The organism is uncultured Actinomyces sp., from assembly GCA_900541895.1.
Lineage (GTDB): Bacteria > Actinomycetota > Actinomycetes > Actinomycetales > Actinomycetaceae > Pauljensenia.
Genome location: UWSI01000009.1, coordinates 16,866 through 38,888, shown reverse-complemented (window position 1 = coordinate 38,888; position 22,023 = coordinate 16,866). Strand labels below are relative to the sequence as shown.

Sequence of the window (22,023 nt, the reverse complement as noted above, 5' to 3'; positions counted from 1 at the left end):
TTGGTGAATCAGTCGAAGGCGCAAGAAGCCTTTAGTGTTCTTCGACTGAAAGCTTGATGTAGACCGCTGTCAGCATGGCGAAAATGTACGCCTGCAAGACAGCTACGAAAATTTCGAAGAGCGTCGCCGCAACCGCGCCAGCTCCGGTTAAGAGGGCACCAGTCTGTTTCATACCGGCAGCGATGAGAAGGTTCGACGTTCCAAAATAGGTCAGTGCAAGAAGCAGGTGCCCTGAAATCATGTTGCACAGAAGACGAATAGCCAAGGTTGCGGGACGAACAATAAAAGTCGAGAAGAACTCGATGGGGGTGATGAGGAAGTAGATCGGCCAGGGCAATCCCTTGGGGAAAAGCTGCGACTTGAAGAAATGGAAGAAACCGTACTGTTTAATTCCGGCACCCACGAATGAAACGTAGGCGATGACAGCGAAAACAATCGGCACGGCCATCACAGAGGAAGCTGCAATATTCATCCCGGGGATAATTCCCTGAATATTCATAAAAAGGACGCCGAAGAAAACAACACCGATAAAGGCGGCCCAACGACGGCCTCGGCCTTCACCCAGCATCGCGACGGAAATACCATTGCGAACAAACTCGGCTGCCATTTCGAGGAGGACCTGTCCCCGCCCCGGCATGAGCTTAATGCTGCGGGCACCGAGCCAGAAAACCAAGCACAGTGTAATTCCAGCGACCACGCGCACCAGTGTCAGCCGATTGAATTGGAAGAGCGTCCCCTCACCAAAAAATGCATCGGGGAAGAAATCATGGATACCGGGAGCGTGGGGCGCCTGCGTAACAGCGGGAATACATGTTGCAGCAGCAATCAGCGCGACAATACCGATGAGAACCTTGTACCACAAAGGCATAGCGTAGCTGCGCTGTGCGGCCTTCTCTTCGCCGAGAACTGTCGATTCCACGTGCTCCACTTCCTCACTTGTGTCAACCCGGTCCAGTGTAGCCCAGCTAACCTGGGATCAAGAACTTATGCCTGAGAATTTTGTTCTTTCGTCAACGTCAACGAACAGTCGGCATCTGCGATCACTGGCTCTTCCATAACCGGAACCTCATGAATTGTGCGTGCTAAAGCAACCCCAAGGCCGCCAAAAACAACAAAGTGCTCACAAATCAGAACAAGTCCGGTGACAATCGCAGATACCCCTAAAGCTTTGCTCAGGTATAATCCACCGATCAAGATGGCAAACGTTCCGAACATATGGGCCCAGATCCACATCGGTCGGGTCACTACATCACTACGAATCATGGCGCCAAGGCACACATGCGTGACAGCGCCCAACGCCAACATAAGTACAGGAAGAAGCAAGCTACGCAGGCCGTATCCGACCCATGCTTGCCATACACCGACAATCAAGGCACCCACAGCAATGACACCCCACAGGCGGCACATGACCAACTGAATATCTTTCTGATGCGCCTGCAAAGAATCACTCATGCATTTTCCTTGGGAGTCTCGGGAGTGGTGGCTTCAATGTGATCTTGACGCGCACGCCGACGTGCGCGCGTAAAAGCGGGGAATTCTGAAGCGGTGAGCCAAACGCCCAAGGCCAGTGCTGGAAGTGCACACAGTGCAACACGCTTCCAGTCATGGACAAGAATTGCGACCGGAGGGAAAGCTACTAGGGCAGTCCACATCCATAAGATTGCGACAACACCTCGGTGCGAGTGTCCCCGAGCAAGTAGGCGGTCGTGGAAGTGCGAGCGATCCGCATGGAAGGGACTCTTCCCCCTGAGCATTCGTCGAATCGTGGTGACGACAAGATCTCCAATGGGGACGCAGATGACCGAAATAGGAAGCAATAGCGGAAGGAAGGAAACCAACAGCTGTTGTCCGCCTAAAACAGAAGGGTCGACCTGCCCCGTAACGATGATTCCTGCAGCGGCCAGAACCAGGCCCATTGTCTCAGAACCCCCACCCATCATGATTGAGGAAGGGTGGAAGTTAAACCACAAGAAGCCCAAGCAGACTCCGACCAAGGTAATGACCGCCAAAGATGCAGTCGTCGCGTATGAAGCCGCCCCCATGATCCGCGTGAGCACATAGGAGTAGACGAAGAACGCCGCAGCTCCGATCCCGACGACACCAGCAGCCAAACCATCCAGACCGTCAATGAAGTTCACCGCATTCATAATTCCGACGATGAGAAAAACGGTAAGCATCAAGGAGAGGCGCGAGGAGCCAATGGTGACACCGAAAATTGGGAAACTTACCAATTGCACGCCGTTGAAGGCCATCGATCCTGCGATCAGAATCTGTCCGGAAAGTTTCGTCAGCCAGTCCAATTCCACGACATCATCGACCACACCGAGAATGCACATTGCGAGTGCACCCACGACAACAGCCCAGGCAGCATTCGTTTCAAAGAGAGGCGACATATAGGGAATTCGTGCACTGATGAGCATCGTGATCACCAGGGCGATGGTGATCGCGATTCCCCCAAGTCGAGGAATCGGAGTGGATTGGATATCTCTGCTGCGCAGCTTGGGGACAATCCCCCAACGCAGGCATGCCCAGCGGACCAGCGGTGTCAGCAGCACGGTGAGTGCGCCAGCCACGACCATCAGCAGGACATAAACCTTCACGGCGTCGATGTCTCCTCTCTCAGCGAGCTAGGGGCTGATAGTCCAGCACCCTGGCGATATCTTCTACGCTCAGTGCTCCTTCGCGAAGTACGCGAGCCTGACCGTGTGCACAATCGATAATTGTGGACGGTTGTGCGCTCTGGGTCGGCCCCGAATTCACGTAGTAGTCTACCGTGCCACGGAAGTATCCGAGCGCTTCATCAATATTTGTCGCAGGAGGCTGTCCCGTTAGGTTGGCTGAGGTCACTGCCATCGGTCCCACGGCCTCGAGCAGCTCACACACTTGCGGATGATTGGGCATGCGAAGCGCGACTGTGCCGTGAGTTTTTCCCAGATCCCAGTTCACACTGGGGTTTGCGCGCACAATTAGCGTGAGCGCACCCGGCCAGAAGGCTTTCATCAGCCCAATGGCATCGTCGTCAAGGTCAATTGAGACACTCTGCGCTTGCTCAACAGAGGCGACCAGTACAGGAGGGGGCATTGTCTCTCCTCTGCCTTTCGCCGCAAGAAGACGACGAACACCCTCATGATCATCGGCGGATACGCCGATTCCATACACGGTATCAGTTGGCAGGACAACCAACGCACCCTCCCGGATCTGTCCTTCAAGGAGGTCGAGCTCGTCCTTTGTCCAGCCATGAGCGCACTCAAAAATCTGTTCCACTGTGAATTACTTTCTCTGTGTTTTCCAAGCGATGAGGAAACGCTCAACTCCGCTTAAATCACTGCGAGTATGAACCTGAGTAAATCCGTTCATCACCGCGACTTCTCGGAGCGTTTGTGCCTGCGAGGGAGAGTGCTCCATAGCCAGCATCCCCCCGCTAACAAGGAGCTCACGCGAACGTTCAATAATCCGACGAGGAATCTCAGTACCGTCGTCTCCCCCACCGTATAGAGCGCGCGCAGGGTCCTGCTGCGCCTCGATTTGTGTCGGCGCCTCCTGCGCGGGCACATAGGGCGGGTTTGTCACGACCAATGAGGTTTTCCCATTGAACTCGCGCAGAGTGTCGGTGGCCGTCGCGTCCCCCTTGACGAGGCGAATCTGGGCTTTCGGGTATCGAGCGAGGTTGCGCTCGGCATAAGCAAAGGCATCAGAGTCAATTTCAACGGCGGTCACCTGATGGCCAGTTTCAATAGAAAGTGCAAGCGCAATCGCCGCAGACCCAGTACACAGATCAACCCATTCACCATCAGGAAGCGCTCCGGAACGCGTCAGCTCCTCAACATGCTCGACAAGCATCTCGGTTTCGGGCCGAACAGTGAAGACTCCTTTACCACCTGAAAGAACAAGGCCTCTGAAATACATTTCACCAGTCACATGGCTTCGCGGGTGGCGGAGGGCGCGTTGGGTGACTGCAGCGCGGTAGGCAGCCTCGTTGGCTGGAGGAACTTCGCGGGGGGCAAATAGCAAAGAATCGACGCCCAAGGCCCACGTTAAGAGGTAGCGTGCCTCGGCCAAGGGAGTCGCTCCCCCTTCATCACCTTCAAGGGTATTCAAGAGGGATGAACCCCACGCAATAAGCTCAGTTTGCGAACTCATACATGTGCGTCTGCGGAGGCGAGACGTTCGGCCTCATCTGCGCTTTGAAGAGATTCAATAACCGGGTCAAGCGCGCCGTCAAGCACCTGGTCAAGGTTGTATGCCTTGAAACCACTACGGTGATCAGCAATGCGATTCTCGGGGAAGTTGTAGGTTCGAACACGCTCTGAACGGTCAACTGTTCGAACCTGGGAAAGGCGCTGTGCCGAGGCCTCAGCCTCGCGTTTGGCTTTTGCTTCAGCAGCTAAGCGCGAAGCAAGAACGCGAAGCGCGGCCTCTTTATTTTGAAGCTGAGACTTCTCATTTTGCATGGAAACGACGATGCCCGAAGGAAGGTGGGTAATGCGGACAGCTGAATCGGTGGTGTTCACCGACTGCCCACCCGGACCTGAGGAACGGTAGACATCAATTCGCAAATCATTGGGGTCAATGACAATCTCATCATCGACTTCGAGTTCGGGCATGACGAAAACGCCCGCAGCACTGGTATGCACACGTCCCTGCGACTCGGTGACGGGAACTCGCTGTACTCGGTGCACTCCCCCTTCATACTTCAGGTGCGCCCACACTCCTTCATCTGGTGCGGGATTACCAGATGCTCTAATCGCAAGGGTGACTTCTTTAAAACCGCCTAGCTCCGTGTAAGTCGAGGACAACTCAGTGGTCTTCCACCCCTTCGAATCCGCGTAGCGCAGATACATCCGAGCAAGATCAGCGGCAAACAGTGCGGATTCTTCACCGCCTTCACCTGCTTTGATTTCCAAGATGACATCACAGGCATCATCGGGATCTCGCGGCGCAAGGATAGACAGAAGATGTTCGTGAGCGCTTCGCTCTGCTTCTTCCAATGCGGGGATTTCCTCTGCGAAAGAGGAATCGTCTTCGGCAAGCTCCCGAGCGGCCTCGAGATCTCCCTGCGCACGTTCCAGCTGATCCGCAGCGGCTTTAATGCGCGAAAGCTCCGCGTAACGACGAGAGACTTGCTTGAGAAGCTTGGGGGAAGAAAGGACCTCCGGATCAGACATTCGAGTTTCAAGCTGCGCGTGTTCGTCAAGTAGCGCGTCCAATGCGGAGAATTCTTCTCCAAGAGCACTCATGTCTGATCCTTCCTGCGGGAGTAGTTCAAGGGTAGCTGTTGAAACACATCGGCGCCGACGACCATAAGTCGTCGGCGCCGAGTAAAAGCTCACTTGGAGGGGCGTACGCGCTTTCCGTAACGCGCCTCGAAACGGGCGACACGACCGCCGGTGTCGAGGATCTTCTGCTTGCCGGTGTAGAACGGGTGGCAAGCGGAGCAAACGTCCACGCGCATCTCGCCAGAGGTGATGGTGGAACGGGTGTGGAAAGTGTTGCCGCAGGTGCAGGTCACAACGGTATCCACATATTCGGGGTGAATGCCCTTCTTCATGGAAATATCTCCTGGATCGTTTGGTGCTCCGGGTCCGAAATGCAGCGCTCATTGCATCTGGCAATGAGTCACCTTCTTCGATTTTCTCAAAGAAGCACTCCGGTGAGGCGGAAGCCGACATGACATTATGCCATGCGAATCGCTATTTTTTCACGCTCAGTTCATTCGCCGTTCGTGAAATAGGTAATGCTCTGGTCTAGAACGACGAGGAAGACCCAGACCCCGAGAAGCCCCCTCCTGAGCTCCCATAGTCGCTACTCGATGAATCACTACTGGGCGTCCACGAGTGAGCGGACTGATAGTACGAACGATCAGTCTCTAGAGGTTGATAGAGGTACCAGTTATCCGTGGAGGAGTTCCAACCTGCATAGGTACCGAATGCGGCAGCTTTCAAAGCAGCAAGATCGATACCCGCTGACTGAGAGTTCAAGCGGATCGTTTTCGCGGGGTCGTAGTTATGCAGGACACCGTTCAGGTGGTAGTACCCGGTGTAATCGGCAGAATCGGCTGCCTCGCGTTCCTTCTGGGAGTTCTCCCACTGCTCGTACCGCTTATCGCTATTCGAGGAGGGATCAGCTTTCAAGGACGCAAGAATAATTCCCTTTGCCCAGCGGCGGGTACCTTCAGCAATTTCATCGAGCTTTTCAAGAGCCGCGATTGGAGTAATACCGCCCTTTGCCAGTTGTTCTTTCAGGGAATCGATCAGTGCCATTTGCTGGCTGGCCCACTGCAGAATTTCATCACGACCGCGTATCGCATCAGGAGTGCCCATTTCTTCACTGACAGAAGTCACCAATTCACAGAGGACCTCAAGGTCTTCCATGACCGGGCCAATCTCTTTCATCCAGACGTCAACCCATCCGGCTCCCAGATTGAAGAACTCAGCCGCGGCAGCGAAGGTGTCATCGCTCGCATCCATAGATTCGGTACGCTGGCGCAAGTCGCCACTGGCGTTATTGAGGGCTGCGCTGAGGGTTTGCAAGAAAGTGGGATTACCAATTTCATCCCATTCTTTCCCGGCCTCGACGAAATCTGAGTCATAGCGCTTGTAGCGCATATCAAGTCCGGTCTTGTATTTGCCTGCATCCCCGATACCTGCAAATGCTTGCTCTGCACGATAGCGATCAGCCTGAACAACATCCCAGTGCGCTCGCGCTTCACGAAGGTTGCGCTTTGTCGAGGAACGCAGACGCAACCCCCTAAGCAGGTTCGCTGCACCGGCAATCAGCAAAACGAAAGAATACAGAGGTGGGACAGAGTCTTCCCCACCGTTACCGGAAGAGTCCGGCACATATTTGGCAGCCGACTGAGCTGCCTTGAGCATCCCCTGACTCCACTCACCTGATCGAAAGTCGTCTTTCGCGGCCTCTTGAATTGTGCTTTGTTTTGAGGAAGAAACCTTAACGTCTTCACCAAAATACGTCCCAACTTTTCGGTAGCTGGGGGAAACCGCAAGAATCACCAGGCCGTCTGCCCACTTATCTCGGCTCGCAGATAACCATTCTTTGTGGTTCGAACGTGCATAGTTCAAGACTGCTTCGTTGAAATTGCCTGTCGGCACGTTATCGGTTGAGAGAATCACCAGTTTAATAGGCTGACGAAAACCTATGGATTCCATTGCAGTACCCAAGGATTGCCCGTTGACATCTTCGAAGACTGACGATTGATCTTCAACAACAACCTCAGGAGCGAAATCGGCCTTACTTGCTCCGCTGATCCCGTTTTGAATAAAAGAACTCAGGAAAAACAGCGGACACACAGCCATCAGTACTAGCGAAAGCCCTAATCGGATCACACCACGTCGACGCGTGTTCTGAGATTTTTCGGGAGTTCCGGGTGAAGCTTGAGGTGTATTCGACATGAAGCTATTTCTCCTAACGCAGACTCACTGAGGATACTCGCACCGTCAAAGACTAAACAAACGGGGGCGAAAGGATTTCTCCTTCCGTCCCCGTCAGTCTCGCCGATTAGTCGGCAGATGGCACTTGCTTTTGAACCAGCATGAGGAATTCTGCGTTCGACTGCGTTTCCTTCAAACGATCCAAAACCGCTTCCAGCGCACTTTGCTGATCCAAAGTGCCCAAAACGCGGCGCAGCTTCCACATAATGCGCAATTCTTCGGGCTTAAGCAGCATTTCTTCGCGACGCGTTCCCGAGGCATTGATGTCAATGGCAGGGAAGATTCGACGATCGGCAAGCTGGCGAGACAGACGCAGTTCCATGTTGCCAGTACCCTTGAACTCTTCGAAGATCACCTCATCCATCTTCGAACCGGTCTCGACAAGAGCCGAAGCGATGATGGTCAGTGATCCGCCCTCGCGCAGGTTACGTGCGCCACCAAAGAACTTCTTGGGCGGGTAGAGCGCCGAGGCGTCAACACCACCGGAGAGGATTCGACCCGAGGCCGGTGCGGCGAGGTTGTACGCACGCGAAAGCCTGGTGATTGAGTCAAGAAGAACGACGACATCTTGACCGAGCTCGACCAGACGCTTGGCGCGTTCAATCGCCAGCTCTGCAACAATTGCGTGATCCGATGCGGGACGATCAAAGGTCGAAGCAATAACCTCACCCTTAACGATGGAGCGCATATCGGTCACTTCTTCAGGACGCTCATCAACCAGAACGACCATGAGGTGAACCTCGGGGTTATTCAATTCGATTGCCTTGGCAATCTGCTGGATAACCATGGTCTTGCCGGCCTTTGGAGGCGAAACAATCAAACCACGCTGGCCCTTACCAATGGGGGCAACCAAGTCGATCACGCGAGGAGTGAAGGCTTTTGCCGAGGTCTCCATTCGCAGTTGTTGGTCAGGGTAAATCGGCGTGAGCTTGGAGAACTCGCGGCGCGCCTGCGCGTCTTCAACGCTCATACCGTTGACAGAGTCAACGCGAACCAGTGCATTGTACTTCTGGCGCTGGCGCTCGCCTTCACGGGGTGCACGAACCGCACCTGCGACAGCATCACCGGGACGCAGTCCCCAGCGACGAACATTGCCGAGGGTCACATAAACGTCATTGGGTCCGGGTAGGTAGCCGGAGGTACGAACGAATGCGTGGTTTTCTTGAACGTCCAAGATGCCCGCAATTGGTGCAAGATTCTCTTCGGAGACCGGCGCAGACTCACGACGCTCGCCACGCTCTACGCGTTCATTGCGCTCACCGCGTTCACGACGTCCCTCACGTCCGCGTCCACGGCGGCGTCCTTCGCGATCACGACGGGAACGATCGCGAGCCTCGGGATCATCACTATCGGGAAGAGCAATCTCAATGTGCTGTGCCGGTGCGGGAGCACTCTCCTCTTCTTCGTGACGGGTCGGGGTTGGCAGATCCAAGGTAACGGTCTGCGGTTCTGCAGCCTCACTGGAAACAACGCGACGACGACGGCTCTTTCGCGGAAGGCCAGCGTCATTCGACGAACGCTCTTCCGAGGTTGACTGCGAAACGGGAGCAGGCAGTTCAATATTGATCTGCGGGGCCTCGCTCGCTTCCTCACGCGCAAGGCGACGGCGACTCGAACGCGGGGCCTCTTCTTGTTTGGGCGCGCCACCTTGCGCAGCACTGAGCGCCTCAATCAGCTGGGGCTTACGCATTGCAGAAACGCCTTTAAGGCCCAGTTCGGTGGCCATGGCTTTGAGTTCCACCAACTTCATGCGCGACAATTCGCGCTCTTGGGTGGTCACATCGTTGCTCAACTGGTAATCCTCACATGCATGGTCTCACAACAGACCAGGTGAACTTCTCAATCAACATGAGATGAATAGAAAGGACATGTTCCAACAGGAACACGGAAGAATTTCCACATTTGGAGATCGAAGGATTTCCTTCAGTGCGATACTAGCAAGCTAAACGCGTTTTCTCACTACTTTCACGCAAACAGTTTTGCTCTGCGCGCTAAATCACACAAATAGGCATCCATCGTTAATCTTTGAAAGATTGCCGCGAGTAATTTGAAGACCTGACGTGGCAAGTTTCAAAGGACGCACTGCCCACCCTGCTGTCTGAGCATCGGTTTGAACCTTGGGATCAATGCTTTCAAGACTGAGCACTGTCGGTCCTGCACCAGAGATCACCGCTGCTTTACCAGCACCACGAAGCCAAGTCACCAAGGCATGAGAAGGTTGCATTGATTGACGTCGGTAGTCTTGGTGCAGGCGATCTTCAGTCGCAGCCATGAGCAGTTCATGAATATTCCTTCCCGCCCCAATCACATGGTTTTGCCCACTGAGGACTGCAGCCAGGATTCCAGCACGTGAAAGATTAAACTTTGCATCATCGAAGGGGACCTGCTGCGGAAGCACAGCACGCGCTTTCGAGGTCGCCAGCTCAAAATCGGGAATAAAGGCAACGGGCTCAATCGGCGCCTCCCCCGAAAGACGCAGCATGCCCGGCAGCTCACCATCCATCCATGAAATTGTCACTCCGCCAGAGATAGCTGGGGCGACGTTATCCGGATGGCCTTCCATCTCGGTCGCAATCGAAAGGATATCCTCCGCGGTAAGAGCCTCGGGATCCCCAATAAGCGCACGAGCAAGCCCAAGACCAGCGACGATTGCCGAGGCCGAGGAACCAAGGCCTCGAGAATGAGGAATCCGGTTCATACAGCGCATCTGGATGCCAACCTGTGCAACGCCTGCTGCATCCAGCCCCATACGCAGTGCCTGAACAACAAGGTGATTTTCACCTTCGTCGAGGACTCCCGCCCCTTCACCTTCAATGGTCACGTGGGTTGTCCCCGCGGTCGCATGGACACTCACCTCATCCCACAGGTCTAAGGCAAGACCGAAGGAATCAAAACCAGGTCCGAGATTAGCCGAGGTAGCGGGAACGCGGACAGCGACAAAATCTTGAGTGATGCGCATGGAGGGTCACTTTCCAGAATTTAGATATCCAGGAGCGGGAAGATTGCGGGTGGAACATGAGCGCTGAGCTCATGCACCAGAGCCTCGACGAGGCCATGAGCACGGTCTCGCGCGACAGCCTGGGTCGTCAGGGTCACAACGCTTTCTCCTTCAGTATCCCCCGCTTCGATATCGATCCCCTGTAGCGACACTTCGCATGAGGAACACACCCGGCTCACAGATTCACTCACACCTGAAGTCGTCGGGATGCTCAAACGGATAATGAATGGCGAAACAACACTCCAATTGTCTGAAAGCTTCACAGGTAACTCATCTTCTTCACGCATTGCCCCCAGCCCGCTGAGGCGGTCACGCGCGGCGGCAACAATGTCCCCCAAGACAGCCGAGGCCGTTGGGAAGCCACCCGCCCCAAGGCCTAGGAAAGAGAGCGTTCCCGCAGCCTGGGCATTGACAAATACACCGTTCGCGGGTCCATGAAGAGAGGCGAAGGCATGATCGAGAGGGACGAACGTCGGCTCAACCCCTAGACGAAGAACAGGCTCTCCTGCCTCCTCATCATATTGAGCGCGAGCTACAAGCTTAATGACGTAGCCCAGACGTTCGGCCAACGCAATGTCGTCTCTCGACAGTGCGGTGATCCCCTGACGGGGCACACTCTCAACGCTGACCCATCGCCCAAAGGAGAGCGAGGACATAATTGAGCATTTTGCTGAGGCATCATAACCCTCAACATCGGCACTGGGATCAGCCTCTGCGAACCCCAATTCCTGGGCCTGAGCCAAAGCTTCGCCATAGTCCGCACCCTGAGTGGTCATTTGATCAAGAATAAAATTTGTCGTCCCATTGACGACTCCAGCAATCTGGCGAATTCGATCGCCGCGCAGGGATGACGTCAAAGCGCCAATCACAGGTATTGCACCGGCGACGGCGGCTTCGAAATAGAGGCGGGTATTCGCCTCACGCGCAGCAGCAAAAAGCTCGGGCCCACGAGAAGCAATAAGAGCCTTATTGCCAGTGATGACCGCGCTGCCATTCTTCAGGGCAGCCATGACATAGTCGTAAGCCGGATCGACCCCGCCGATCAATTCAACGACAAGATCTTTTCCCGCAATGACTTCATAGGGATCAGTCGTCAGCAATGACGAATCAATAGGGAAGGCACGCTTGGCTTCTAGGCGTCGAACGAGCACGGATTGAACCTCGAGACGAGTACTCAAACGACGCTCATATTCATCCGACCACTGTTGAAGAAGGTGGATCACATGAGCGCCAACAGTGCCTGCACCCAAAACTCCAATACGGATCGGGGATGGTGTCGTGTTCACATTTACTCCTCGTGGGCGCCAAATCGGCACGTATATCTTCAGCTGAAATTGCTCATGGACCAGTGATGAGTCTACTGTGCACGCCCCCTGAAGGCACAGGGGCATCGACCATTGAACTACATACCGCACACTCAAAGACTAAAAAGGACTTTTGTCCTACACTATGAGTGATCGGGGCGGCAAAAGTCCCAGATTGTTAGACATGGCATATACACAGAACAGGCATAAAGATGCTGTCGGTACGCCAAGTGCGAGAGACTATTAGCAGATGCCCGATACGGCACCAAAGATGAGGCCGACGCCTTATCAACCGGAGGTTTTCAGTCCGAAAGCCACGGCAACCGAGAAGAGGGAACATGACTGATCAGCAGACCGCCGACGTCACAACCGACGCCTGGGATGGTTTCGTCAAGGGCCATTGGTCCGAAGCAATTGACGTGCGCGACTTCATCCAGCACAACTACACCCCTTACGAAGGAGATGCTTCCTTCCTGGCCGGGCCGACCGAAAAGACCCTGCGCGTCTGGGAGACGCTCGAAAAGGACTACCTGTCCAAGGAGCGTAAGGTTCGCATCCTCGATGTCGACACCCATACCCCCGCCGATATCGACGCTTTCAAGCCGGGCTACATCAGCGATGATGACGACGTCATCGTCGGCCTGCAGACCGATGCACCTCTGAAGCGTGCAATGATGCCAAACGGCGGCTGGCGTATGGTCGAGACCGCTATTAAGGAAGCCGGCAAGGAAGTCGACCCCGAGGTCAAGAAGATCTTCACCCAGTACCGCAAGACTCACAACGACGCGGTCTTCGATATCTACACGCCTCGTATCCGCGCAGCGCGTTCCTCCCACATCATCACCGGTCTCCCCGATGCATACGGCCGTGGCCGCATCATTGGTGACTACCGCCGTGTTGCACTGTACGGTGTTGACCACCTGATCGAGGAGAAGCAGAAGGACAAGGATCGCTACGCAGATCAGCCCTTCTCAGAGCACTGGGCCCGCTACCGCGAGGAGCACTCGGAGCAGATCAAGGCTCTGAAGAAGCTCAAGAAGATGGCAGCCGACTACGGCTTCGACATCTCCGGCCCCGCTCGCAACGCACACGAAGCAGTCCAGTGGACCTACTTCGGCTACCTTGCCTCTGTGAAGTCCCAGGACGGCGCCGCAATGTCGATCGGCCGCCTCTCCGCATTCTTCGACTGCTACTTCGAGCGCGATCTTAAGCGCGGAACCCTCACCGAGCTCGAGGCTCAGGAGATCATTGACTCCCTGGTCATCAAGCTCCGCATCACCCGCTTCCTGCGCACGATCGATTACGATCAGATCTTCTCCGGAGATCCCTACTGGGCAACCTGGTCGGATGCAGGCTTCGGCGAAGATGGACGCACCTTGGTCACCAAGACCGCTTTCCGTCTTCTGCAGACCCTGCGTAACCTGGGTCCCGCACCCGAGCCGAACATCACCATCTTCTGGGATGAGAAGCTCCCCAAGGGCTACAAGGAATTCTGTGCACTGATCTCGATCGAGACCTCCTCCATTCAGTACGAGTCCGACGAGCAGATTCGTGAGCACTGGGGCGATGACGCAGCCATCGCTTGCTGTGTCTCCCCCATGCGCGTTGGCAAGCAGATGCAGTTCTTCGGCGCCCGCGTGAACTCTGCAAAGGCTCTCCTCTACGCCATCAATGGTGGCCGCGATGAGATGAGCGGAAAGCAGGTCATGGAAGGTTACGAGCCCATTAAGGGCGACGGCCCGCTCGACTTTGACGAGGTCTGGGCAAAGTACGAAGAGATGCTGGACTGGGTTGTGGGCACCTACGTTGAAGCCCTGAACATCATCCACTACTGCCACGACCGCTACGCCTACGAGTCAGTAGAGATGGCGCTGCACGATTCCGAGATCGTTCGCACCATGGGTTGCGGCATTGCTGGCCTGTCCATCGTTGCTGACTCCCTGTCCGCTATCAAGTACGCGAAGGTTTACCCGATTCGCGACGAAACCGGACTGGTTGTCGACTACCGCACCGAGGGAGACTTCCCGACCTACGGTAACGATGACGATCGTGCCGACGACATTGCAGCAACTGTCGTTCACACCATCATGGATAAGATTCGCGCAATCCCCATGTACCGTGATGCAATCCCGACCCAGTCGGTGCTGACCATTACCTCGAACGTTGTTTACGGTAAGGCAACCGGTTCCTTCCCCTCGGGCCACCAGAAGGGCACTCCCTTCGCACCCGGTGCAAACCCCGAGAACGGTATCGATACCCACGGCATGGTTGCCTCCATGCTCTCGGTCGCCAAGCTCGACTACAACGACGCACTGGACGGCATCTCGCTGACCAATACCATTACCCCTCAGGGTCTTGGTCGTACGCGTGACGAGCAGATCACCAACCTGGTCGGCATCTTGGATGCAGGCTTCGTTCCGGACGATTCCTGCGCCTACGACGGCACCAAGGGTTACTGATAGAAACAAGTCTTAGGCAAACGGAACACCGCTTGCCTATCCGGCCCCACCCGGAAGAAAAGGAGAAATGAAATGGCAACGAAGACCTACGAAGAGCGTCTTGCTTCCATGAAGGCCGCCCGCGAAGAGCGTGAGGAAGGCGCTGGTCTGTACCACGCCAACATCAACGTTCTCGACCAGGCAACCCTCGAAGACGCAATGGAGCACCCCGAGAACTACCCGAACCTGACCGTTCGCGTTTCGGGCTACGCAGTGAACTTCGTGAAGCTCACCCGCGAGCAGCAGCTGGACGTGCTTTCCCGCACCTTCCACCACTCTGCCTGAGCGTAGATGACATGAATGGGGCGCTGGCCGCAGGGCCCGCGCCCCATTCATTTATCTGGCGGATCATGAAATTTTTCTTATGTTTCTTTCGTTCCTCTAGGTAGGAACCAACCTTTGGGTAGTAATCCACGGAGCACACAATGACCATGACTATGAGCAGCGCTGAGCTACTTCGCGATCAGGATTTCCAGGCACCTACGGCTCGAACAGCCGGCCAGGGTGTTGAAGGCCTGGAAGAGTTGACCGACCTTGAACGTTCGGATCGCTTGGCTCGAATGCGTGAGGGAACCCTTGGTTCAATCCACTCGTGGGAATTGGTCACTGCCGTTGACGGCCCTGGAACCCGCATGACGGTCTTCCTCAACGGCTGCCCACTTCGCTGCTTGTACTGCCACAACCCCGATACCTTCCTCATGAAGGATGGCGCGCCCATTTCAGATGTGGAGCTTTTGAATAGGATCCGTCGCTACCGCAGGGTTTTTAAAGCGACCAACGGTGGAATTACCCTTTCCGGTGGCGAGGTCCTCATGCAGCCGGCATTCGCCAAGCACATTATCTTGGGCACGAAAGCCATGGGGATCCACACCTGCATCGATACCTCCGGTTACCTTGGCGCTAACTGTGACGATGAGATGCTGGACAACCTTGATCTTGTCCTTCTGGACGTGAAGTCTGGCTTCCCCGAGACCTACAAGGAAGTCACTGGCCGTGACCTTCAGCCGACCATCGACTTTGGTGATCGCATCGCTCAGCGGGGCGGTCCGACCAGAATTTGGATCCGCTTCGTCTTAGTTCCCGGTCTGACCGATGATCCGGAGAACATTCGCCGAGTCGGCGAGATCGTCTTGCGATGGAAGAACGTCATTGACCGTGTTGAGGTCCTTCCCTTCCACCAGCTTGGTTCCGATAAGTGGAAGAGCTTGGGACTCGAGTACAAGCTGGAAGATACGAAGCCACCATCGCCCGAAGCAACAGACAAGGTTCGTGATTACTTCCGCAGTCTAGGCTTCGAAGTCCACTGAGAAACTGTAGACGGGCAAAAGTTATGCCGCCCCTCGAATCCCATCTAGATTCAGGGGCGGCTACTTTCTTGTCACGATTGAGGCTTTATCGTTCCTACATCGACGAAGGCTGTGCTGACTAAGAAAATCGGCACGCATATCGAACGACAGGTGTGCACGTCCTCTCACACCGTAAGTTCTACTCCGTATTGGCCTCCTGGGAGAGCGAGCCCAATGCACCGTGCAAATCCTCCCGCTCACGCAGCTCACGGATCACGCGAGCAGGATTACCCACAGCCAAGCTATAAGGCGGAAGTGAGCGCGTGACAACCGATCCTGCTCCGACTACCGAGTCATGGCCAATTGTCACTCCCTGGCATACTGTTACCCCGCTTGCCAGCCACACATTATCTTCAATAGTGATGGGCTCAGCGCTCTCCCACCCCGCACGGCGAGGCCCGTGTTCCAAGGGATGAACGGGAGTCAATAATTGACAATTCGGACCGATAAGAACGTCATTACCGATACGAATTTCTGCAACATCGAGCGCGGTCAAGCCATAGTTCACCCAGACCCCCTCGCCGATATGAATATTAAATCCGTAGTCAACGCGAAAAGGCGGACGAATTGTCACCCGTTCCCCGACGCTGCCGAGGATTTGCTGAAGAAGATAGTGCGCAATATCAGGGTCGTCTGGAAGTGCCTGCTCGTAGAGTTTCAACAGGCGCTGCGAACGCTGTGAAACCTCAGCCATTTTCGGGTGATCTCCGATATACCAATCCCCCGCGAGCATCCGCTCCCAGTTATTACGCCCATCGGCGTCGAAATTTCCATGCTGGCGCATTAACTATCCCAATTTCGCAATAGTGCAAGCAGCAACTCCATCGAGTACCGATCCGAACGCGGATCCTCGGGATGCCACTGAACGCCAAGAATCCGGCTATTGGGATCCTCAACAGCTTCGATCACGCCGTCGCTGCTACGCGCACTCACCTGCAGCCCATCTCCCACCCGGTCAATACTCTGGTGATGCGCTGAGCTAACCGTCAGCTCGTGGCCAAAGCCGGCACGAATCAGGACTGATCCTTCATCTACGACAACCTGGTGACGCGCAAAACGTTGGTCATCAAGAAGAGTCGGGCTCTCATGACCATCCATGTCTTGAATCAAGGTGCCGCCGTAAGCAACGTTAATCACCTGATGCCCGCGGCAAATTCCAAGAAGCGGTATATTCCGTTCGCGGCACAATTGGACTAACGCGATTTGCCGCCGGTCACCTTCTGGCCAATGCTGGCCTTCTCTTGGGTAACCAGACTCCATGCCGTAAAACTCAGGAGCAACATCTGGTCCTCCCAAGAGGATCACTGCATCGACACCTTCAACAAGCTGCTCGGGCAAGCGAGGATCGCTATCCGCAATATGCAATCGCACATCCCAGGTAGTGACAGCACTGCCCAAAACACTCCCTTGCAAAGCCTCTAGCAAGGCCTGTTCCCGAGAAGTGGCACGGTGATCGGTCAGGGCACTGACCAGAAGGGTCGGGCGACTCATCACGTCTCCTTAATATCACTCAGGCCAGAGTTCCCATGGGGTCCCATGCGGGCAAAACGATGGGTTCAGAGTCCACTGCGGCAGCTAGGTCTTCAGGAAGCGCACTCTTAGGCACAACGACCTCGAAAACGTTATCAGTGAACCATTGATCATCCATGGTAAAGAAGCCGGAATCTCCGGGTTCATCACCCCAGGAATTCTCAACCCTCCAGGCGCGAGGTTGTCCGGCCTCGTCAAGGTCAACTCCGGTAAAGAGCATCGCGTGGTCCATCGCTGACTCGCCCGAGCGCACCCGCTCGAGCTTCGTCGAGCTGAAATCGACATCAAAGAGACCGTCGTAGTCATGGATACCGGTCACAAAGAAGCCGAGGCCACGATCATAAGGCTGGGAGACGTCGGCACCGAACCACACAGCCTCACCTGCTGCGATCTGAGCAGCTGCAATGCGCTTAATCTCTTCAACGGGGGCATTCAGGTAGCGAATCGGACGTCCACCGACGACATTGCCAAGGTGCTCGACAGTTTCCATCGATCCCTTCGGGTTTTCAGGACGAGGATCATCAACTAGGCAGATGTACTCGCTCAGGTCCAGGCCCACGTGGCGCTCGTAGAACTCATGAGGAGTGACCTCACCATCGCGGTGGAAATTACCCTCATCATCACGCCACTGCCAGTTAAAACGCACGGGCGGCTCGCCCAGGCAGACAACCAGAATCTTCCACACATCGGCCAAAATCTTGCGACGCTGGGTATCGACTTCCTCAGCGCTTGCGCCGGCAGCAATGGCCTCGCGAAGACGAAGAGCACCGATGTGGAGCACTGCACGCAGGCGCGCGTTCATGGGACGCGAGTTGGTTGATGCCTCGCTCTCAGGCATGACTTCCTTGGGCACCAAGCCATACTTCATATAGACCGAAACAGCCATATCCCACTGGCCACCATCACCCAAAACATCGCCCAACAGGAACTGAACCAGACGGCCGTCAACGGGCTCATCCGAAGTAGCAATGATGTCGGTCAGGAACCAGTTGGCACGTTCGAACTTATCCCAGAAGAAGACGTAGCTCTGAGAGAACTCAAAGTTCTTAACCCCCAGGCTTTCGCGCGCCCGCGAGCGTAGGAAGTTCAACGAGGAGAAGAGCCAGCAGCGACCGGACTTCTTCTGAGAGGTTGCCTTCCAATCATCCAATCGGTGTGAAACAGCCGTAGAAGTGTGCTGAATCTTTTCGCGGTTCAAAGAAGCGGCTTGAATTCCAACTTGGGTAGCGGCATTCCTGGCCAGCGCGACCTTGGCGCTTTCCTCTTCGCGCAGTTGCATCAGGAGGTCGTTGGAGATCTCAGGCATATTCCCGTCCTATCATTTGACTAGTACTTTAAGCATCTTTGCTTCCTCCATACTACGCTCCTAAGGGGCATCTCCCCCGCTTCTGTCCATGATCAAGGAAGGGCCTGAAGTCTTAGGGAGACGCGTTCTTTCCCACGTAGACTGAACTGGTACAGTTTCCTCTGTACAAGCCACAGTGAGGTGTTGCTATGAGTTTCCATGCGTCTGGTCGCGAGCTTTTGTGCGAGGCCGGGGACTATTCCCTGAGCGTCGTCACCGTTGGTGCGGGGATCTCTTCCTTGAAGTGGAAGGGACGAAACCTCGTTCTTCCTCATAAGGTGACCGAAGTTGCGCCCGGTTGGTCTGGAAAAATGCTCCTTCCGTGGCCTAATCGGATTGCCGATGGACGTTATTCGTGGGAAGACAGGGAATACCTGCTGCCCATCAATGACCGTGGGACTGGCACGGCGCTACATGGACTTGCGGGGTGGGTTCCGTGGGAGATTGTTGACGCTACGGCATCTCAGGTGAGATTAGAAAGCTTTATTGCAGCTCAAGAATCCTATCCCTGGCCTCTCACAGCACGCCTGGATCTACGTTTGGATCCAGAAAGTGGCCTAAATATTGAGTTGTCGGCAAAAAACTTAGGGGATTCTCCTGCTCCCTATGGGGCTTCTCTTCACCCCTATCTTCTGGGCGGTGCCAACGCTAATCAGTCGATACTGAGCCTTCCGGCCTCACGCATTGTCGATACCGACGAGAATCTACTGCCAACGGGCATCAACCCCGTCAGCACTGCATACGACTTCCGCATTCCCCGCATGGTTGACGATCTTTTCATCGACCACTGTTACGGCGGCCTTCAAGGAAATTGGGAAGTCCGGGTGACGAATACGCAGGGTGAAGGCACAGCCTTGGCTTCCAATACCCCGTGGGTTCAAATCCATACAGCAGATGCACTTGGCCGTCCAGGCATCGCGGTTGAACCAATGACCTGTCCGCCAGATGCCTTCAATTCGGGAATTGATCTCATCTCTTTAGCCCCCGGCCAACGTCACCATCTGTCACTGTCCATCCGCGGACTGTAAGAGAGCATGTAATACTGAAGCGGTGTTGAGCTTTCAGGATGCGATTAATCGGGCCAGTGATTTACCCGTTTTTCGGCTGCTTCCTGATTTTCTCCGCTCATGCAACTCGGGCAGCGTATCAATTATTTCCGCCAGTGCTGGTAGCGGAAAGACGACTCTTATTCCCCTTGCCTGCGCAGAGCTTCTTGAGCCCGGGCAGCGAGTCCTTGTGTGCTCGCCGCGGCGCGTGAGTGCACGTTCTTGTGCTCGCCGCTTGTCCCAGTTATTGGATGACCGCGTTGGCCACCTTGTAGGGTTTAGCGTCCGCGGTCAAAGCGAACGAAGCACATCAACGCGCATCGAATTTGTTACCCCCGGTGTCTTGACTCGAATGATTCACTCTGACCCAGAATTGCAGGGAATCGGTTGTGTCATTCTTGATGAGTTTCATGAACGAGCGGTTGATTGTGATCTTGCGTGCGCCTTCCTCAGCGATATTCGCGAGGTTCTCCGCGAAGACCTCCGCTTGGTCATCATGTCCGCAACCGTCGATATTGACGCCCTGCGCAGCCTTCTAGCTGATTTTTCGCCTCGGGTTTTTGGGCTTGATCAAGAGCTTTATCCAGTTGATATTGTCTGGGAAGCACCGCCGCGCGGTGTTGACTATTTCCAAGGCGAGAGGGTCAGTGTTCCTTTCCTCCGTCATATCGCTGCACTTGTTGCGCGGGCACTGGAACGTTATCCCGGTGACGCACTTGTGTTTGTTCCAGGTATTCGGGAAATCTCCAAGGTATGCGAATTCCTTGAAGGAGTGGATGCACAGGTCATTGCACTTCACGGCCAGCTGTCTTCTTCGCAGCAGGATGAAATTTTTGCTTCTTCGCCTTCACGACGAATCATTGTTTCTTCCTCTATTGCAGAAAGTGCACTCACGGTCCCTGGGGTCCAGATCGTCATTGATTCAACATTGAGCAGGCATACACGCTTCTCCCCCGCTCGCGAGGCCACTTCACTGGTCACGGTGCCCTCGCCTCGTTCCTCGATGGTTCAACGCGCGGGACGAGCGGGGCGCCTCGGTCCTGGAGTGTGTATTCGAGCCATGGAATCCTCGGGATGGGCGATGCGCCCGTCCCAGCCCTCTCCCGAGATCACAATCTGTGACCCCGTTCCGCCTTTGCTTTCTGTGGCGTGCTGGTCACGCGCAGACTTCTCCTCTGTCCGTCTTCTTGATACCCCCAGCCGAGGCCTTGAGGAGTATGCGCGTTCCTCCCTTGAGGCTTTGGGTGCGATCGACGAGGACGGACAGGCCCTGCCCCACGGACGTTCGCTTGCGCTCTCCCCGGTAGACCCTCGCCTTGCCCACGCACTGAGCGCTCTTCACGACGAGATTCCGCGAGAAATTGCGGCGCTTTGTGCCGCTGTGATCTCTGAAGATTTACGTCCGAAGGGAGGCGACTTACTGAGCTGTCTATATTCGCTTCCTCTCAGCGGTGCTCAAGCTGACCGCATTGAAGAAACTGCCACGCGTATGTGCCAGGCTCCCCGCCCTACGTGGGATACACGGTCACGTGCCAAAGTCGCAGCTGCTATGGCAGATTTTATCTCTCGAGCATTTCCGCTTCGTCTTGCACGTCAACGTGAGGGAAGCAACCGCTATCTTCTTATTTCTGGCGTAGGCGCATCGCTTCCACAGGCTTCCGCTTTAGAGGGAAGCACATGGCTTGCAATAGCCGATCTACAATCAACCACCGGCGATGGAATCATTCGTTCGGCGCTTCCTCTTGACCAAGACACTGCCTGCGCGGCTGCATCCCATTTTCATGAAACTGTTTCGCGCATGACGCTTGAGCATGGCCGAATCCTTGCAGTTATTGAGGAAAAACTCGGGGCTGTGACCTTACGCAGTACCCGTGATCTAAATCCTGATCGCGAAGCAATGCGCTCGTTTGCTCTCACGGAGTTGGCAACGATGAGCGTTGAAGATCTGCCGTGGAGCCAAAGCGCGTCACAGCTGCGACTGAGAATTCTCAAATGCCGAGAGTTTCTGGGAGACCCTTGGCCTCTTGTCGATGACGAACACTTCATCATTTCCTGTGGGCAATTCTTGGCAGATCAGTGGAGTGACGGTCGTCCTCTAGCAGAGCTGTCCCCCAATGACGCTCTGACCTCCCTCTTAGTCTGGCCATTGAATAGGGAGCTTGAGTGTCAAGCACCAACACAAATCACAATCCCAACTGGCGCCGAGCGGCGCGTGGAATGGGATCACGAGGGCGCACGTGTCTCTCTTCGCGTTCAAGAAGCATTCGGTTGGACGGATTCTCCCCGTTTCATGGATGGCCGACTTCCACTGCGCATCGAACTCACGGATCCCGCAGGACGTCCTGTGGCCATTACCAGTGATCTTGAGTCCTTCTGGAAGGGCCCCTACCAGCAGGTTCGATCTGAGCTTCGAGGCCGCTATACCAAACACCATTGGCCTGAAGATCCATTCTCGGTTGCTCCGACAGCACGCACGAAGCGCGCATCAACGAAATAAAAGTGAAGCGC

The 22,023-nt window shown here is 55.2% G+C and carries 19 protein-coding genes; 5 read left to right on the top strand and 14 right to left on the bottom strand.

The features are described from left to right. Positions 1-31: 31 nt before the first annotated feature. The 11 genes from atpB to QZR18_RS03805 form a co-directional block, all read right to left on the bottom strand. Entirely contained in the window at positions 32-919 is an 888-nt protein-coding gene (atpB, locus tag QZR18_RS03855) for a F0F1 ATP synthase subunit A (protein WP_295910379.1), read from the bottom strand. A gap of 65 nt (positions 920-984) precedes the next feature. Further along, complete coding sequence (locus QZR18_RS03850) at positions 985-1,452, bottom strand: hypothetical protein (RefSeq protein WP_178703985.1); 468 nt, start codon at positions 1,450-1,452, stop codon at positions 985-987. Beyond that, positions 1,449-2,600, bottom strand: coding sequence for a glycosyltransferase family 4 protein (locus QZR18_RS03845; protein ID WP_178703987.1), 1,152 nt, complete (start codon positions 2,598-2,600; stop codon positions 1,449-1,451). Before QZR18_RS03845 ends, QZR18_RS03850 begins: the two co-directional genes overlap by 4 nt. Before the next feature lie 19 nt (positions 2,601-2,619). Next, complete coding sequence (locus QZR18_RS03840) at positions 2,620-3,264, bottom strand: L-threonylcarbamoyladenylate synthase (protein WP_178703990.1); 645 nt, start codon at positions 3,262-3,264, stop codon at positions 2,620-2,622. A 6-nt stretch (positions 3,265-3,270) separates the two neighbouring features. Continuing rightward, a complete protein-coding gene (locus tag QZR18_RS03835; protein WP_178703993.1) occupies positions 3,271-4,140 on the bottom strand; it encodes a HemK/PrmC family methyltransferase in 870 nt (289 codons plus the stop codon). Continuing rightward, positions 4,137-5,237 carry a peptide chain release factor 1 gene (prfA, locus tag QZR18_RS03830; protein WP_178703995.1) on the bottom strand — a complete coding sequence of 367 codons (1,101 nt, stop codon included), beginning with the start codon at positions 5,235-5,237 and terminating at the stop codon, positions 4,137-4,139. The genes QZR18_RS03835 and prfA overlap by 4 nt, the downstream gene beginning before the upstream one ends. Positions 5,238-5,326: 89 nt before the next feature. Then, positions 5,327-5,548 carry a 50S ribosomal protein L31 gene (rpmE, locus tag QZR18_RS03825; RefSeq protein ID WP_009409245.1) on the bottom strand — a complete coding sequence of 74 codons (222 nt, stop codon included), beginning with the start codon at positions 5,546-5,548 and terminating at the stop codon, positions 5,327-5,329. 196 nt (positions 5,549-5,744) lie between these two features. Beyond that, complete coding sequence (locus tag QZR18_RS03820) at positions 5,745-7,409, bottom strand: DUF5129 domain-containing protein (RefSeq protein WP_295910374.1); 1,665 nt, start codon at positions 7,407-7,409, stop codon at positions 5,745-5,747. Positions 7,410-7,515: 106 nt separating this feature from the next. After that, positions 7,516-9,240, bottom strand: coding sequence for a transcription termination factor Rho (rho, locus tag QZR18_RS03815; RefSeq protein ID WP_295910373.1), 1,725 nt, complete (start codon positions 9,238-9,240; stop codon positions 7,516-7,518). Positions 9,241-9,444: 204 nt separating this feature from the next. Further along, a complete protein-coding gene (gene thrB, locus QZR18_RS03810) occupies positions 9,445-10,407 on the bottom strand; it encodes a homoserine kinase (RefSeq protein ID WP_178703997.1) in 963 nt (320 codons plus the stop codon). Positions 10,408-10,427: 20 nt separating this feature from the next. Continuing rightward, on the bottom strand, positions 10,428-11,732 hold the full coding sequence (locus tag QZR18_RS03805) for a homoserine dehydrogenase (RefSeq protein ID WP_178704000.1): 1,305 nt from the start codon (positions 11,730-11,732) through the stop codon (positions 10,428-10,430). A 356-nt stretch (positions 11,733-12,088) separates the two neighbouring features. Between QZR18_RS03805 and pflB the strand changes: the two genes are divergently transcribed. The 3 genes from pflB (at position 12,089) to pflA (ending at position 15,555) form a co-directional block, all read left to right on the top strand. Further along, positions 12,089-14,209 carry a formate C-acetyltransferase gene (gene pflB, locus QZR18_RS03800; RefSeq protein ID WP_178704003.1) on the top strand — a complete coding sequence of 707 codons (2,121 nt, stop codon included), beginning with the start codon at positions 12,089-12,091 and terminating at the stop codon, positions 14,207-14,209. 72 nt (positions 14,210-14,281) lie between these two features. After that, complete coding sequence (gene grcA2, locus QZR18_RS03795) at positions 14,282-14,533, top strand: autonomous glycyl radical cofactor GrcA2 (RefSeq protein ID WP_009409237.1); 252 nt, start codon at positions 14,282-14,284, stop codon at positions 14,531-14,533. A 140-nt stretch (positions 14,534-14,673) separates the two neighbouring features. Further along, positions 14,674-15,555, top strand: a complete 882-nt coding sequence (gene pflA, locus QZR18_RS03790; RefSeq protein WP_178704006.1) for a pyruvate formate-lyase-activating protein — start codon at positions 14,674-14,676, stop codon at positions 15,553-15,555. A 178-nt stretch (positions 15,556-15,733) separates the two neighbouring features. Here pflA and QZR18_RS03785 read toward each other — a convergent pair whose 3' ends face one another. The 3 genes from QZR18_RS03785 to QZR18_RS03775 are packed head-to-tail and all read right to left on the bottom strand — an operon-like array spanning position 15,734 to position 18,430. Beyond that, positions 15,734-16,378: a sugar O-acetyltransferase gene (locus QZR18_RS03785; RefSeq protein ID WP_178704009.1), complete on the bottom strand. Its 645-nt coding sequence runs from the start codon at positions 16,376-16,378 to the stop codon at positions 15,734-15,736. Further along, a complete protein-coding gene (locus tag QZR18_RS03780; RefSeq protein WP_178704012.1) occupies positions 16,378-17,085 on the bottom strand; it encodes a gamma-glutamyl-gamma-aminobutyrate hydrolase family protein in 708 nt (235 codons plus the stop codon). Before QZR18_RS03780 ends, QZR18_RS03785 begins: the two co-directional genes overlap by 1 nt. A gap of 19 nt (positions 17,086-17,104) precedes the next feature. Continuing rightward, the gene (locus tag QZR18_RS03775; RefSeq protein WP_178704014.1) at positions 17,105-18,430 is read right to left on the bottom strand and encodes an aminopeptidase C; all 1,326 of its coding nucleotides are present in this window, start codon (positions 18,428-18,430) and stop codon (positions 17,105-17,107) included. 188 nt (positions 18,431-18,618) lie between these two features. Between QZR18_RS03775 and QZR18_RS03770 the strand changes: the two genes are divergently transcribed. Both QZR18_RS03770 and hrpB read left to right on the top strand, forming a co-directional pair. Next, on the top strand, positions 18,619-19,497 hold the full coding sequence (locus QZR18_RS03770) for an aldose-1-epimerase (protein WP_178704017.1): 879 nt from the start codon (positions 18,619-18,621) through the stop codon (positions 19,495-19,497). 22 nt (positions 19,498-19,519) lie between these two features. Continuing rightward, positions 19,520-22,012 carry an ATP-dependent helicase HrpB gene (gene hrpB, locus QZR18_RS03765; RefSeq protein ID WP_178704020.1) on the top strand — a complete coding sequence of 831 codons (2,493 nt, stop codon included), beginning with the start codon at positions 19,520-19,522 and terminating at the stop codon, positions 22,010-22,012. Positions 22,013-22,023: the final 11 nt, after the last annotated feature.

Bases quoted from the DNA above. Each gene is read 5' to 3' on its own strand.
- QZR18_RS03850 (WP_178703985.1), bottom strand. From the start codon at position 1,452: ATGAGTGATTCTTTGCAGGCGCATCAGAAAGATATTCAGTTGGTCATG.
- QZR18_RS03835 (WP_178703993.1), bottom strand. From the start codon at position 4,140: ATGAGTTCGCAAACTGAGCTTATTGCGTGGGGTTCATCCCTCTTGAAT.
- prfA (WP_178703995.1), bottom strand. From the start codon at position 5,237: ATGAGTGCTCTTGGAGAAGAATTCTCCGCATTGGACGCGCTACTTGAC.
- rpmE (WP_009409245.1), bottom strand. From the start codon at position 5,548: ATGAAGAAGGGCATTCACCCCGAATATGTGGATACCGTTGTGACCTGC.
- QZR18_RS03820 (WP_295910374.1), bottom strand. From the start codon at position 7,409: ATGTCGAATACACCTCAAGCTTCACCCGGAACTCCCGAAAAATCTCAG.
- thrB (WP_178703997.1), bottom strand. From the start codon at position 10,407: ATGCGCATCACTCAAGATTTTGTCGCTGTCCGCGTTCCCGCTACCTCG.
- pflB (WP_178704003.1), top strand. From the start codon at position 12,089: ATGACTGATCAGCAGACCGCCGACGTCACAACCGACGCCTGGGATGGT.
- grcA2 (WP_009409237.1), top strand. From the start codon at position 14,282: ATGGCAACGAAGACCTACGAAGAGCGTCTTGCTTCCATGAAGGCCGCC.
- pflA (WP_178704006.1), top strand. From the start codon at position 14,674: ATGACCATGACTATGAGCAGCGCTGAGCTACTTCGCGATCAGGATTTC.
- QZR18_RS03785 (WP_178704009.1), bottom strand. From the start codon at position 16,378: ATGCGCCAGCATGGAAATTTCGACGCCGATGGGCGTAATAACTGGGAG.
- QZR18_RS03780 (WP_178704012.1), bottom strand. From the start codon at position 17,085: ATGAGTCGCCCGACCCTTCTGGTCAGTGCCCTGACCGATCACCGTGCC.
- QZR18_RS03775 (WP_178704014.1), bottom strand. From the start codon at position 18,430: ATGCCTGAGATCTCCAACGACCTCCTGATGCAACTGCGCGAAGAGGAA.
- QZR18_RS03770 (WP_178704017.1), top strand. From the start codon at position 18,619: ATGAGTTTCCATGCGTCTGGTCGCGAGCTTTTGTGCGAGGCCGGGGAC.